The organism is uncultured Azohydromonas sp. (assembly GCF_937926365.1).
Taxonomy (GTDB): domain Bacteria; phylum Pseudomonadota; class Gammaproteobacteria; order Burkholderiales; family Burkholderiaceae_C; genus Azohydromonas.
This window is the reverse complement of the sequence record NZ_CALAOH010000242.1, coordinates 1-14,199: the sequence shown is the minus strand read 5'-3', so window position 1 is coordinate 14,199 and position 14,199 is coordinate 1. Positions and strand designations below refer to the sequence as shown.

The window sequence follows — 14,199 nt, the reverse complement described above, 5'->3', positions numbered from 1 at the left end:
CGCCTCCTGCCCGGCGCGCAGCCAGGCCGGGCTGACGTGGCGGCGCCCGCGCGCGTCGGCGCCCATGTTGGGCGCGCCGCCGAAGCCGGCGATGCGCCCCAGCGTGGCGGTGGAGCTGTTGCCGTCCAGGTCGAGCTGCAGCGTGGAGCCGATGAACAGGTCGCAGGCATAGTGGCCCGCGGCCTGGCAGAAGGCGCGGTTGCTGCGCAGGCTGCCGTCGGGCCCGGTGAAGAACACGTCGGAGCGGGCGCGGATGTAGTCCTCCATGCCCAGCTCGGAGCCGAAGGAGTGGATGGACTCCACCCAGCCGGCCTCGATGGCCGGGATCAGCGCCGGGTGCGGGTTCAGCGCCCAGTGCTTGCAGATCTTGCCCTTGAGGCCCAGCTGCTCGCCGTAGGTCGGCAGCAGCAGCTCGATGGCCGCGGTGTCGAAGCCGATGCCGTGGTTCAGCCGCTGCACGCCGTACTCGGCATAGATGCCCTTGATGGCCATCATCGCCATCAGCACCTGGATCTCGCTGATCTGCGCCGGGTCGCGCGTGAACAGCGGCTCGATGAAGTTGGGCCGCGGCGCCTTGACCACGAAGCTCACCCAGTCGGCCGGGATGTCGATGCGCGGCAGCGCCGTGCCGCCCTCGACCAGCTCGTTCACCTGCGCGATGACGATGCCGCCGGAAAACGCCGTGGCCTCGACGATGGCGGGCGTGTCCTCGGTGTTGGGCCCGGTGTAGAGGTTGCCTTGCGCATCGGCCGCCTGCGCCGCCACCAGCGCCACCTGGGGCGTGAGGTCCACGAAGTAGCGCGAGAACAGCTCCAGGTAGGTGTGGATGGCACCGATCTCGATGCGGCCCGCGGACACCAGCTTCGCCAGCCGTGCCCCTTGCGGGCCGGAGAAGCTGAAGTCCAGCTTCGCGGCGAGCCCCAAGTCGAAGATGTCCAGGTGCTCGGGCAGCGCCAGCACCGACTGCACCATGTGCAGGCCGTGCACGCGCGCCGGGTCCAGCTGCACCAGCGAGCGGGCCAGGAAGTCGGCCTGCTTCTGGTTGTTGCCTTCGAGGCAGACGCGGTCCCGGGGCTCGATCACGGCTTCGAGCAGCTCGGTGATGGCGCCGGTTTCGGCGATCCTGCCGCGCAGCCGCGGGCCCAGGGCCTGGGCGGCGCGCGCCAGGCGCGCGGCGCGGTTGTCCGCGCGGGTGGTCCAGTGTCTTGTGGTCATGGGCGTGTGGGGTTGATGGAGGTTAGGCGGGCCGCGCGGGCGTCACAGCACCACGAACAGCAGCCACACCACGACGGGTGCGATCACGGTCACGGCGCCGCCGTAGACCAGGAGCTGGCGGAAGAAGCGGTCGCGGTCCACGTTCTTGGCGTTGGCCAGCACCAGCGCCCCGTTGGTGGAGAAGGGGCTGACGTCCACGATGGTCGAGGACACGGCCATGGCGGCGATGAAGCCGATGGCGCCCACGCCCGCGTCACCCTGCAGGAAGGGCACGGCCAGCGGGATCAGCGAGCCCAGCACCGCGGTGGAGGAAGCGAAGGCGGAGATGACGGCACCCACCACGCACAGCAGCAGCGCGGCCATCAGCGGCGAGCTGAAGGTCGCCACGCTGTCGCCGACCCAGGCGATGGTGCCCATCTTCTCCATCACGGCCACGTAGGTGCTCACGCCCACGATCAGCATGATCTCCGGCCACGACACCTGCCCCAGCGCGGCCTTCTGCAGGTTGGGCTGCAGCAGGCTCAGCAGCAGGCCGATGCTGATGGAGACGAAGCCGATGTCGAGCTTGTAGACCAGCGTGAGCACGGCCAGTGCGAGCAAGCCGAGGGCCGTGATGACTTGGTAGAAACGCGCGCCGGTGGCGGCGGGCGTGCCGTCGCCCTTGATCAGCGTGGAGTCGCCCTGTGCGGTGCGGCGGGCCTCGCCCAGGGCCTCGGCCTCGGCATCGCCGAAGACCTGCGCGCCGGACTGGGCGTGCGTCACGTCCGGGATCTGGTCCAGCAGCGAGTTGCTGAAACCGGCCGGCTGGCGGCGCATGAGCTTCAGGCCGCCCATGCACACGAACAGGCCCAGCGCCACGGCGAAGTTGATGCCGAAGCTCGCCAGCATGGTGGTCAGCTCGCTCAGCGGCAGCCCGGCCTTGGCCACGACCTTGTTGGTGATGCCGCCGTAGATGCTGATGGGCGAGAAGCCGCCGGCCTGCGCGCCGTGGATCACCATCAGGCCCATCATCAGCGGGTTGATGTTGTGCCGGGCGGCGAAGCCCAGGGCGATGGGCGCGATGATCGCCACCGCCGCCGGGCTGACGGCGCCCACCGCGGTGAGGGCCGCGGCGATCATGAACATGATCCAGGGAATGGCCGCGATGCGCCCGCGCACCGCGCGCACCGCCAGGCCCACGAGCCAGTCGATGGTGCCGTTGTTCTGCGCCAGCGCGAACAGGTACGTGATGCCGGCCAGCGTCAGGAACAGGTCGGCCGGGAAGCCGAGCAGGATGGCCTTGGCATTCATGCCCGCCACCACGGTTCCCACCAGGAACGCGCCCACGAAGGCGAGCACGCCCATGTTGATCGGCAGCGCGGTGGCCACCACGAACATCGCGCCCAGCGGGGCGATCGAAAGCCAGTGATTGTTCATGCCGTTTGTCTCCAGTTGCTCGGCTTGGGCCGTATCGATTTCTGGAGGCAAAGTTAATCGGCGGGTGCCGGCTGAACAATGAAGCTGCTGGTGCAACCGTTTCGCTGGGCGTAAAAGTGAGGCGGATCAGTCCAGCTTCACGTTCGCCGCCTTCACCACCTCGCCCCAGCGCTTGGTTTCAGAGGCAACGAAATCGCCGAAGGCCTTGCCGGTGAGCGTGGGCGTCTCGGCACCCAGGCCGGTCCAGGCGTCCTTGATCTCCTTGCTGGCAAAGGCTTTTGCCAGTTCGGCGTTCATGCGCTCGATCGCCGCCGCCGGCGTGCCCTTGGGCGCCCACAGGCCGTACCAGGTGGCAACCTGGTAGGTGGGCACGCCGCCCTCCGCGGCGGTGGGAATGTCGGGGAAGCCGGGGGCGCGCTGCGTGCCGGCCACCGCCAGCGCCTTCACCCGGGCGCCCTTGATGTGCGTCGCCGAGGAGCCCAGCCCGTCGAACATCATGTCGATCTGCCCGGCCATCACGTCCTGCAGTGCCGGGCCGGCGCCGCGGTAGGGCACGTGCATGAGCTGCACGCCGGTCTGCAGCTTGAACAGCTCGCCCGCCAGGTGGTGCGAGGTGCCGTTGCCCGCGGAACCGAAGCTGACCTTGCCCGGGTTGGCCTTGGCGTAGGCCAGGAGTTCCTGCAGCGTATTGGCCGGCACGCGCTTGGGATTGACGATGACGACCTGCGGCACGCTGGCCAGCAGCGCCACGGGCACGAAGTCCTTCTCCAGGTGGTAGTCCAGCTTGGGGTAGATCGACGGCGCGATGGCGTGGTGCACCGCGCCCATGAACCAGGTGTAGCCGTCGGGCTGGGCCTTGGCCGCCAGCGTCGCGCCCACGTTGCCGCCGGCGCCGCCCCTGTTGTCGATGAGCACCTGCTGGCCCAGCAGCCTGGACAGCGTGGCGAACAGCGGCCGGGCGAAGGCGTCGGTGCCGCCGCCGGCCGGGAACGGAACGATGACCGTCACCGGCTTCGCCGGCCAGGCTTGCGCCTGCGCGCCACCGGCGACCGACACGCCGGCCAGCGCCGCGGCGCCCAGCATCAGCCACTGCCGGCGGGTCGAACGGACGGGGGCCGCAAAGGACGGCGCGCCCGTCAGGGCGCGCGAGGACGAGCGGATCTTCATGCCTTGTCTCCTGTCATGGGCGGCATGGCGCCGCCCGGTTGTTGTGGAAACGAAGTTAGGCGTCCGCAATCTCCCCATCAATCACGCTGCGCGCACGAGCGTTACGGACGGCGTAACGGTAGCCGTAACGGTGCAGCGCAAGGCCGGGTTTATGCGAAGTCGCGATGGCAAACAAAGGAGCCCCGTCACACCCGCGGAGCCTGTCCTCGCGCAGGCGGGGAGCGGGTGTCCACGCCTGCCGGGCTGCATCGCGTGGTTCGTGGATGCCCGCCTTCGCGGGCATGACGGAGGTCTCCTGGAGCTTGGACGGCCTGGAATCAAACCAGCTCGGCCTTGGCGCTGCGGCACTCGGCCAGCAGCGCCAGCAGGTTGGGGTCGCGCTCGCGCGTGCGCAGGAACACCAGCGCGATGGTCTGGCGCATGCGGTAGCGCGCCTGCAGCGGGATCAGCTCCACGCCCGCGGGCAGCGCGCGGCGCACGCGCCCGGGCAGCAGCGTGCAGCCGATGCCGCCGTGCACCAGGTTCATGAGCGAGAAGATGTCGCCCGTCTTCATCACCACGTTGGGCGTGAAGCCGGCCAGGCGGAAGGCCTCCACGAAGCCGCTGGAGGTGACGAAGCCCTCGGCCAGGCTGACGAAGCGCTCCTCGGCGCAGGCGCCCAGGTCCACTTCCCGCAGCCTGGCGTAGCGCGAGTCCGAGGGCGCGGCGAAGTGCATGTCGTCCTCGAACAGCGGCTCCAGCTGCATGTCGGGCAGCTCCGCCGGCAGGCCCAGCAGCGCCGCGTCCGCCGATCCCTCGCGCAGCTTCTGCAGCAGGTCGGCGTTGGAGCCCAGCACCAGCTCGGTCTGCACGTCGGGGCGGCGCTGCTTGAGCCCCACCACCAGCCGCGGCACGGTGCGGCTGGTGAGCGAGTACAGCGAGCCGATGCGCATGCGGTCCGACCCGTAGCCCGCAGCCTCGCGCGCGGCGCGGATGCCCTCGGACATGCCGCGCAGCACCTCGCGCGCCGCATCCGCCAGTACCTGGGCCGCCGGCGTGGGCAGCAGGTTGCGCCCCTCGTGGCGGAACAGCGTGCAGCGCAGCCCGGCCTCCAGCGAGTGCAGCGCCCGGTGCACGCTCACCGGGCTGGTGTCCAGCCGCTCCGCGGCGCGGGCCAGGTTGCCCGTCTCCATGAAGGTCAGCAGCACGGCCAGCTTGCGGAAGCTGACTTCCTCGGCGATGGGGTATTCGTTCATGGGCCGGATTAAGGCACGCGCGCACGCTGGGCGCGAGGCCGACCAGCGTGCGCTGTCCCGCCATACCAGCCCGAAGGAAACAGGCTCTTCCCGTTCGTCCAGAGCCTTTCGACAAGCTCAGGGGAGCCTTGTCGAAGGGCAGGCGCTCGGTAGTCGCCACAGGGCTTCGACGGGCTCGGCCCGAACGGGCCTGAGAGTTTGCGAAGCCCTTGGAATCCCTATCAAGCCAGCCGGAAGCGCTGCACCGCGCGCGACAGCGTGAGCGCCTGGTCCTTGAGGCTGGAGGCCGCGGCGGCGGACTGCTCCACCAGCGCGGCGTTCTGCTGCGTGGCCTGGTCCAGCTGGGCGACGGCGTCGTTGACTTCGCCGATGCCCTCGGCCTGCTCGCTGGCCGCCGTGGTGATGCGGCTGACGATCTCCGAGACGCGGTGCACGCTCTGCACCACGCCTTCGATGGTGCGCCCGGCGTCCTGCGCTTCCCGGGCGCCGGCTTCCACCCGCTGCAGGCTGTCCTCGATCAGGGCCTTGATCTCGTGCGCGGCGGTGGCGCTGCGCTGCGCCAGCGCGCGCACCTCGCTGGCCACCACGGCGAAGCCCCGGCCGTGCTCGCCGGCGCGGGCCGCCTCGACCGCGGCGTTGAGCGCGAGGATGTTGGTCTGGAACGCGATGCCGTCGATCACGCCCACGATGTCGCCGATGCGCCTGGAGCTCTGATTGATGGCGTCCATGGTCGTCACCACGCGCAGCACGGCCTGGCCGCCCTGTCCCGCCACCGACGAGGCCTCGCGTGCCAGCCGGTCGGCTTCGCTGGCGGAGTCGGAGCTCTGGCGCATGTTGCTGGAGATCTGCTCCACGGAACTGGCCGTCTGCTGCAGGCTGGCCGAGGTTTCCTCGGTGCGCGCGCTGAGGTCGTGGTTGCCGGCCGCCACCTCGGCGCTGGCCGTGCCGATGCTGTCCACCGAGGTCCGGATGTCGCCGACCAGGTGGCGCAGCGCCTCCTGCATGCCGGCAATGGCCTGCAGCAGGCGGCCCACCTCGTCGCGGCGCTCCGCGCGCAGTTCCACCGTGAGGTCGCCGCCGGCGATGCGCTCGGCCGAGGCCTGCGCCGCGGCCAGGGGCCGCACGATGCTGTGCGTCAGCAGCCAACCCAGCACGCCAGCCAGCAGCGCGCACACTACGGCCGCCCCGACCAGGCGCGTCCGGGTCGTCGCCAGCTTCTGGTCCATGTCCTCGCTCAGCGCGGCACTGTGCGCCTGCTCGTAGCGCGTGAGAGCGGTGGCGGCTTCCACGTAGGCTTGCGCGGTGGCCTTGAAGTCCTGCGTGGACCGCTCCAGGGCCTCCGGCTCGGCCGGCGGCGATTTGAGCAGGGCGTCGCGCTCCGCCAGGTACTGCGCCCGGACCTTGGCCAGGCGCTCCATGAGGGCCACGGCTTCGGGCGCGGACTCGATCTCGGTGAAGCGCTTCTGGATCTCGGTGGTGCGCACCGTCACCCGCTTCATGTCCTCGCCGAAGCGATCGGCCAGCGTCTTGTCCGCGCTGTAGAAGATGGCCAGCGCACGCTGCGAGTTGAGCACGACGTTCTCGCGCCACTCGGTGGCGAGCTGCTGCCGTTGGGACTGCAGCCCGGTGAGCTCTTGAATTTCGTCCTGTGCCGAGCCCAGCTCGATGAAGGCGGTGGCGGCCAGGATGGCAATGAGGCCGACGATGCCCGCGAAGCTCAGTGCGAGGCGGGCGCCGATGTTCCAGTGAAACAGCTTGGTCATGAGGGTGCGGTACGGCTTGAGAACCGGCGTGGGGCCGGGATCAAGCCGTCCCTTCGGCACTTCTGGCCCGCCATTGAGCTGCGTCAATGCAGGAACCGGGCAATTCATCACCGATTCCCGGTTGCCTGGCCGTCGGCCGGCTGCGCCGCGGACGGCGCGGCGAGGGCTTGGGGGCTCAGCCCGGGCGGCCCGGCAGCGGCAGCCGCTCCACGGCCTGCTCCAGGTGCAGGCTGACCACCGCGGGAGCCGCTCCCCGGTCGGTGATCGAGATGCGCACGCCGGACAGCGGATGGCGCTGGTGGAACTGGTCCAGCATCGCCAGCCACGTGGCCTGGTTGCCGTGCGTGGTCGTACGCACCTGCACGTGGCAGCCGTTGCCCAGCGAGGCATCGGGCTCCAGCAGCAGTTCCATGCGGCCGGCCTCCAGGTCGCCCACCCGCACCGGCGCAAAGGCGCCGACAGGGCGTACGCCGTGGAAGTCGAAATCCAGGGTCTCGATGCCCGCCAGGTCCGTCATCGCCAGCTCCTTTCCTTCAGCAGTGAGGCACTCGCCGACGCCCAGATCGGCAAACGCCTTGCCGGCGTGCTTGGCCCGGACCCTCGCGGCGCTTCGCGGCCGGATCAATAGGCGGGGACCACCTGCGGCGTGCTGTAGTCGCGGCCCACGCTGCGCAGCGCCCGGGCGAGGTTGCCGCGCGCCGGCTCGCTCAGCGCATCGAGGTCCACGACACCTTCGGCATCACAGGGGAAGCTCAGCCCGCGCCCCGTGAAAAGGCAGTTGAAGCGCAGCAGGAAACCGCCCTTCTGATGGTTGCCGGCCCTGAGAGCCGAGATCGTCGCGTAGCTGCCCGGTGTCGTGTACATGCTGCTCTCCTTCGCACCCAGGACCGGCGCCGTGCCCGGCCCTGGATGAGATACAGCGTAGTCACGGCAACCGCTCGCCACACGTGCACTTTTGCCATGCGCCGGACACGGCTTCGTGCCGCGTGCCCGAAACGGCGGCGATCGGGTAATTGGTCACAGCCGGCGCGGCGCGCCCCTCACCCCGCCACCCGCGGCGGCGCCACCGGCGCCAGCGAAGCGCGCAGCCGCTCCCGGGCGTCCTCGGCCGTGGCGGCGGACTGGCCCAGCGCGTCCTCCACGTTGCCGATGTGCTGCAGCATCAGGGCGGCGGCCAGCTCGAAATCGCCTTCCTCGATGGCATCGACGATGCGCGCATGGTCCTCGCAGGACTCCTGTGCATCGTGGGTGGACTGGTAGAGCGTGGCCACCAGCGTGGTGCGCGCGGCGAGGTCGCGCAGCATGTCGGCCAGCACCCGGTGGCCCAGGCACTCGGCCAGGCAGACGTGGAAGTCCGCCAGCATGAAGGCGCGCGTGGCCGGGTCGGACTGCTCGATGGCGGCACGCTCCTGCGCCAGGTGCTGGCGCAACCGCTTCACCGCCGACTGCAGCGGCCGGCCCTCGCTTTCGAAGCGCTGGCTGGCCTGCGCCAGCAGCCCCGACTCCACCGCGCGCCGCGCCGCGAAGGCGTCGCGTGCCTCCTCGGCCGAGGGCTCCACCACGTACCAGCCCTTGCGGCTGCGCACCTCGACGAAGCCGCGCGCCTGCAACTGCATCAGCGCCTCGCGCACCAGCGTGCGGCTCACGCCGAACAGGTCCGCCAGTTCCTGCTCGCCCAGGCGCTCGCCCGGCAGCAGGCGCTGGGCCAGGATGGACTCGACGACACGCTGGGCAATTTCAGACTGGCTGGGCATGGAGGTGACTGTATCGGTTCAGGAGCCGGCTCCCGCCGGCCACCGGGCCTCAGGCGCTGACCCCGCCGGTACGAACCAGCGGCGGCGTGACCTCCGGCACAGCTTCCACGTCGCCCAGGTCCTCGTCGGCGAAACGGCCGTCGAGCACCGCATGGGCCCGCTCGCGGTCGATGTCGCCTTCCCAGGCCGCCACCGCCACCGTGGCCACGCAGTTGCCGATCAGGTTGCCCAGGGCACGCGCGATGCCCATGAACCAGTCCACCGACAGCACCAGCACCAGGCCGATGGCGGGAATCGCGGGCACGGCATGCAGCGTGGCTGCCAGCACCACGATGGCCGAGCCCGGCACGCCGTGCGCGCCCTTGGAGGTCACCAGCGAGATGGCCAGGATCGTCAGCAGGTCCGCCATGCCGATGGGCGTGTTGGTGGCCTGCGCAATGAACACCGCCGCCAGCGTGATGTAGATGGAAAAGGCGTCCAGGTTGAAGGAGTAGCCGGTGGGAATGACCAGGCCCACCGTGGAGTCGCGCACGCCCATGCGGCGCAGCTTGGCCATGATCTGCGGCAGCACGCTGTCGCTGGAGGTGGTGGCCAGCACCACGGCCAGTTCCTCGCGCAGGTAGCGCAGCAGCTTGAAGATGTTGAAGCCGGCCAGGCGCAGGATGCCACCCAGGATGAAGACCACGAACAGCGTCACCGCGAGGTAGAACAGCGCCACCAGCATGCCGAGCTGCTTGAGCGAGCCGATGCCGTACTTGCCCACCGTGAAGGCGATCGCGCCGAGCACGCCCAGCGGCGCCAGGCGGATCAGGATGCCCATGATCTTGAACAGCACGTGCGAGAGCGTGTCCACGAAATCCGCCACCGGCGCGCCGCGCGGACCGAGCAAGGACAGCGCGCAGCCGAACAGCACCGCGAACACCAGCACCTGCAGCACGTCGCCCGTGGCGAAGGCGTTGACCACCGTGGTCGGGATCAGCTTCATCAGGAAGTCCACCGTGCCGCCGCTCTCCAGCTTGCTGGCGTTCTCGGCGTAGGCGCTCATGGCCGAGGCGTCCAGCGCCTTCGGGTCCACGTTCATGCCCACGCCGGGCTGGAACACGAATGCCAGCACCAGGCCCAGGGCCAGCGCGATGGTGGTGACCACCTCGAAATAGACCAGCGCCTTCACGCCGACACGGCCCACGCGCTTGAGGTCGCCCGCGCCGGCGATGCCGTGCACCACCACGCAGAACACCAGCACGGGAATGACCATCTTGATCAGCTTGATGAAGCCATCGCCCAGCGGCTTGAGCTTCACGGCGGCCTCGGGCACCAGCAGGCCGAGCAGGACGCCGGCAATCAATGCCAGCACCACCTGGCCAAAAAGGGAACGAAGGAATCGGGGCATGACGTTCTCCAAAGCACCAAGCAACAGGACCTTGTGCCCAAGCTTGTATGCAAGCAATGTAGGCAAGGAGTCGCGGTTTGCCTTTTGGGGTTTTCCCCGTTGCCTGCTGCAGTGCAGCAACAGCCCGGGAGGGAAGCGGGCAGTTGGGACGGGGGCAAAGAAGCCGGTCGGCCTGAACGGCGACGTGCCAGACCGCGCAAGCCTCTGATCCCGGTTCGCGATGGCCGGTGAAGTCATTCCGTCATGCCCGCGCAGAGCCTGCCCCCGCGTAGGCGGGGGCGGGCATCCACGCGGACCGGGATGCCGCCCGGAGTTCGTGGACACCCGCCTCCGCTCGGTGTGACGGGATTCTTCAAGCCGGCATCAAAAGTCGGTATGAAGCGCGGCAACGCGCGCAAGGCCTCACGCACAGCAAGGCACGAAACGCACCGGCCCTGGATTCACCGTCGAAGTTGAGCTTGCAACTTCTGGATGCGCTGGCACCCATGCCTGCCGGCTCGGAACCCAGGTAAGTGCAACTTTCCTGCCCACGAAGAATATGTGAATGGACTGATCTTCGGCGCTATCCCAGACTCCCCTGCAGCCCGTTCATCGCGGGACGACCACCAAGAGGGGACAGCCATGAAACTCACTCATGCGGCCTTGCTGGCTGCAGCCGCCGTACTGCCGCTGCAGGCCATGGCGCAAAGCAACGGCAACGGCAATGGAAACGGCAATGGCGCCGGCAATGGCGGCAGCGCCGGCACCGGTTCGGTGACGATCTACGGGATCGTCGACTACTACGTCGAGCACCTCAACCACGTTCCCAACGATCCGCGCCGACCCGAAGCGGGCCGCTCCGGCGTGACACGCGTGGGCTCGGGCGGCTGGAACACCTCGCGGTTCGGCTTCAGGGGCTCAGAGCCGCTGGGCAACGGGCTCACGGCCCAGTTCGCGCTGGAAAACGGCTTCGCGGGCGATACCGGTGAATCGACGGGCGGACTGTTCGCGCGCCAGGCCTGGATCGGGCTGTCGTCGAAGTCATGGGGGCGGCTGCAGCTCGGCCGCACCACCACGGCCATCTACGACCTGGTGGTTCCGCACGACCCGATGGCCGTGGCGCCCCGCTATTCCTGGCTGCCGTCCAACGGTTCCGATTCGACCTACTCGTTCAGCTCGCGGCTGAACAACATGGTGAAGTACTCGGTCGATACGGGGCCGGTCAAGACCGTCACCCACTACTCCTTCGGCGAGCAGACGGGACGCACCAAGGCCGCCTCCGGTTACGGCATCGGCGCGATGTGGACCGTGATTCCCGCCCTGTCCGTCGAAGCGTCCTACGACCAGCGCAACGGCGTGCCCAATGCCGAAGGCGCGTTCTCCGAGACGCGCGCCCTCAGCCTCTCGGCGAAGTACCGGCTGGGGCCCGCCGCCATGACGCTGGGCACCATCCGCTACAAGCAGGAGCCGACGGCCGACGCGGACCGCAAAAGCAAGCTGTACTGGGCCGGCCTGGAGTACCAGGTGAGCACGCCGCTGCGCGCCGTGGCCGCGGTCTACAGGGAAGACATTCCGGACACCTCCTCGGACCCGACCATGGTGGTGCTCGCCGGCAACTACGCGCTGTCCAAGCGCACGGACTTCTACATGGCCGCCGCCTACGCCTGGGCCGAGCGCGACGGCGCCCGGCAAACGCCCGTGGGCGTGGTGCGCAGCAGTGAAGCCGCGCCGCTGTACCCCAACCAGGCCGGCGTCGCCGTCGGCATACGCCACCGCTTCTGAAGCGGGCCGCCAGGGCAGCCCGGCTGCCCTTTCCTTTCTCAAGCCTGCCGCCCTGGCAACGAGGGTGGCAGGCCTTCGCACGGGGTCATCGAGGAACGGCACGCCAGCGCGTGCCGCGCCGGGTCACTTCGACAGCGCCTTCACGATGCCGATGAGGCGGTCCAGCACCGGCTCCGTGCGGCCCTTGATCCAGCTCAGCACGAAGGTGGTCGTGTAATTGACGTCGCTCAGCGGCACAACGGCGAGACTGGCCGGGTAGCTGAAGTCCTTGCCGATCACGGTCAGCCCGATGCCCATGCCGACGGACACCAGATTGAGCTGCGAGGCGATCGAGCTCACTTCCTGTTCGATCCGCGGCTCGAAGCCCGCCTTCTGGCACAAGGCGTACAGCGGCCCGAACCCCGGGCTCACGCTCGACCCCGGGACCACCACGAACCGCTCATGGGCCAGCTCGGCCAATGCAACGCTCTTGCGCTGCGCCAGCGGATGGTCATGGGGAAAGACGACACCGAGGCTGCCCGACTGGATGCGAAGGCGATCCAGCACCGTCTCGTCCTGCGGCAGCACGCCGTTCGCCCGCTTCTTGCGCGAGCCCGCGCTGGATTTGGGGCCGAAGTGCATGAAGCCCGCATGGATGCGGCCTTCCGTCAGCGCCCTGGGCTGCTCCGACGTCGGGATCTCGAACAGCGAGAGCTTGACGTCCGGATAGCTCTCGTGGAACTGCTTGATGGCCGCACGGAACAGGGGATGGTGCAAGGTCAACGAGCCGTAGCCGATGTTGAGCGCCCCGCTCTTGCCCTCGCCCACGCGCCTGGCCATGGTCACCGCCTGGCTCAGGTCGCCCATGATCGTCTGCAGCTGCGGCAGCAGGGCCCGGCCCGCGGCGGTGAGCTTCACGCGGTGGGCATGCCGCTCGAACAGCTGCGTGCCGAGCTCGCCCTCAAGGTCGGCAATGATCTGCGAGACCGCCGGCCGGGTCACGTGCAGCCGTTCCGAGGCACGCCCGAAATGCTCCTCCTCGGCGGCGGCGATGAAGTAGCGCAAATGTCGAAGTTCCATGGCTTCTGAAGATTAACTTACCAAGGGGCTTTCCTGGAACCAGGACGTTTACCCTTGATCCGGCTTCAGGTAGCGGCATGGAGCCCCAGCCGCCGCGGCGGCTGGGGCGTCATTGCATGGAGGGAGATGCCTGGCTCAGCAGCGCTCGAAGATGGCCGCGATGCCCTGGCCGCCGCCGATGCACATCGTCACCAGCGCGTAGCGGCCCTGGATGCGCTGCAGCTCGTGCAGCGCCTTGGTGGTGATGATGGCGCCCGTGCCGCCCACCGGGTGGCCCAGCGAGATGCCCGAGCCGTTGGGGTTGACCTTGGCCGGGTCCAGGTCGAGCTCCTTGCTCACCGCGCAGGCCTGCGCGGCGAAGGCCTCGTTGGCCTCGATCACGTCCATGTCCGAAACCTTGAGCCCCGCGCGCTGCAGCGCGATGCGCGAGGCCGGCACCGGGCCGATGCCCATGACTTCCGGCTCCACGCCGGCGTGGGCGTAGGCCACCAGGCGCGCGATGGGCTTGAGGCCGCCGGCCTGCACGGCCTTGCCGCTGGCCAGCACCACGGCGCCGGCGCCATCGTTGATGCCCGAGGCGTTGCCGGCGGTGACGCGGCCACTCTCCTTGCGGAAGGCGGGCTTCATCTTGGCCAGCGTCTGCAGCGTGGTGTCGGCCTTGACGTGCTCGTCCACCTCGAAGCTCACCGTGCCCTTGCGGGTGGCGATCTGCACCGGCGCGATCTGGCCCTTGAAGCGGCCTTGGGCGATCGCCGCGGCGGCGCGCTGGTGGCTTTGCACCGCCAGCGCGTCCATCTCCTCGCGCGTGATGCCGAAGCGGTCGGCCACGTTCTCGGCCGTCACGCCCATGTGGATGCGGCCGAAGGGGTCGTGCAGGATGCCCAGCATGTAGTCCTGCAACTGCGCGTCGCCCATGCGCTGGCCCCAGCGCGCGGACGGCATCAGGTACGGGCCGCGGCTCATGGCTTCGGCGCCGGCGCCGATGGCGAAGTCGCAGTCGCCCAGCAGGATCGACTGCGAGGCGTTGACGATGGCCTGCAGGCCCGAGCCGCACAGGCGGTTGACGTTGAAGGCCGGCGTCTCGTGGGGGCAGCCCGCGCCGATGGCCGTGACGCGGCTCAAGTACGCGTCGCGCGCCTCGGTCGGGATGACGTTGCCCATGGCCAGGTGGCCGATGCGCGCGGCTTCCACGCCGCTCTTGTCCAGCGCGGCCTTGACGGCGGTGGTGGCCAGCTCCGCCAGCGGCACGTCCTTGAGCGAGCCGCCGAAGGTGCCGATGGCCGTGCGCATGGCCGAGAGAACGAACACTTCCTGAGTCATGGTGCTGCTTCCTTGGAAAAAATCGATGCGATGGGAGCGTCGAGGGCCGAATCACTCCACGGCCTTGACCATCTCCTCCACGACCTTCTTGGCATCGCCGAAGACCATCATGGTCTTGT

12 protein-coding genes are annotated in these 14,199 nt (G+C 69.2%); 1 reads left to right on the top strand and 11 read right to left on the bottom strand.

Annotated features, from left to right (window positions below; translation table 11 throughout):
- The 9 genes from Q0741_RS26645 to Q0741_RS26605 form a co-directional block, all read right to left on the bottom strand.
- A partial coding sequence (locus Q0741_RS26645; RefSeq protein WP_298236221.1) for a malonate decarboxylase subunit alpha occupies positions 1 to 1,215 on the bottom strand: 1,215 nt, incomplete at its 3' end.
- A 42-nt stretch (positions 1,216 to 1,257) separates the two neighbouring features.
- Complete coding sequence (locus tag Q0741_RS26640; RefSeq protein ID WP_298236220.1) at positions 1,258 to 2,631, bottom strand: SLC13 family permease; 1,374 nt, start codon at positions 2,629 to 2,631, stop codon at positions 1,258 to 1,260.
- A gap of 126 nt (positions 2,632 to 2,757) precedes the next feature.
- Positions 2,758 to 3,714, bottom strand: coding sequence for a tripartite tricarboxylate transporter substrate binding protein (locus tag Q0741_RS26635; RefSeq protein ID WP_298236222.1), 957 nt, complete (start codon positions 3,712 to 3,714; stop codon positions 2,758 to 2,760).
- Between the two features lie 401 nt (positions 3,715 to 4,115).
- Positions 4,116 to 5,033: a LysR family transcriptional regulator gene (locus Q0741_RS26630; RefSeq protein ID WP_298236219.1), complete on the bottom strand. Its 918-nt coding sequence runs from the start codon at positions 5,031 to 5,033 to the stop codon at positions 4,116 to 4,118.
- Positions 5,034 to 5,254: 221 nt separating this feature from the next.
- A complete protein-coding gene (locus Q0741_RS26625) occupies positions 5,255 to 6,796 on the bottom strand; it encodes a methyl-accepting chemotaxis protein (RefSeq protein WP_298236218.1) in 1,542 nt (513 codons plus the stop codon).
- A gap of 175 nt (positions 6,797 to 6,971) precedes the next feature.
- Positions 6,972 to 7,313, bottom strand: coding sequence for a malonate decarboxylase acyl carrier protein (locus tag Q0741_RS26620; RefSeq protein ID WP_298236217.1), 342 nt, complete (start codon positions 7,311 to 7,313; stop codon positions 6,972 to 6,974).
- 104 nt (positions 7,314 to 7,417) lie between these two features.
- Positions 7,418 to 7,660, bottom strand: a complete 243-nt coding sequence (locus tag Q0741_RS26615) for a hypothetical protein (RefSeq protein ID WP_298236216.1) — start codon at positions 7,658 to 7,660, stop codon at positions 7,418 to 7,420.
- A 176-nt stretch (positions 7,661 to 7,836) separates the two neighbouring features.
- Positions 7,837 to 8,550 (bottom strand): GntR family transcriptional regulator, encoded by a 714-nt coding sequence (locus Q0741_RS26610; protein WP_298236215.1) that lies wholly within the window; start codon positions 8,548 to 8,550, stop codon positions 7,837 to 7,839.
- 49 nt (positions 8,551 to 8,599) lie between these two features.
- Positions 8,600 to 9,940 carry a C4-dicarboxylate transporter DctA gene (locus Q0741_RS26605; protein WP_298236214.1) on the bottom strand — a complete coding sequence of 447 codons (1,341 nt, stop codon included), beginning with the start codon at positions 9,938 to 9,940 and terminating at the stop codon, positions 8,600 to 8,602.
- Positions 9,941 to 10,561: 621 nt separating this feature from the next.
- Between Q0741_RS26605 and Q0741_RS26600 the strand changes: the two genes are divergently transcribed.
- Positions 10,562 to 11,701 carry a porin gene (locus Q0741_RS26600; RefSeq protein ID WP_298236213.1) on the top strand — a complete coding sequence of 380 codons (1,140 nt, stop codon included), beginning with the start codon at positions 10,562 to 10,564 and terminating at the stop codon, positions 11,699 to 11,701.
- Positions 11,702 to 11,824: 123 nt separating this feature from the next.
- Here Q0741_RS26600 and Q0741_RS26595 read toward each other — a convergent pair whose 3' ends face one another.
- Both Q0741_RS26595 and Q0741_RS26590 read right to left on the bottom strand, forming a co-directional pair.
- Positions 11,825 to 12,760: a LysR substrate-binding domain-containing protein gene (locus tag Q0741_RS26595; protein ID WP_298236212.1), complete on the bottom strand. Its 936-nt coding sequence runs from the start codon at positions 12,758 to 12,760 to the stop codon at positions 11,825 to 11,827.
- Between the two features lie 135 nt (positions 12,761 to 12,895).
- Entirely contained in the window at positions 12,896 to 14,080 is a 1,185-nt protein-coding gene (locus tag Q0741_RS26590) for an acetyl-CoA C-acyltransferase family protein (protein ID WP_298236211.1), read from the bottom strand.
- Positions 14,081 to 14,199 lie beyond the last annotated feature (119 nt).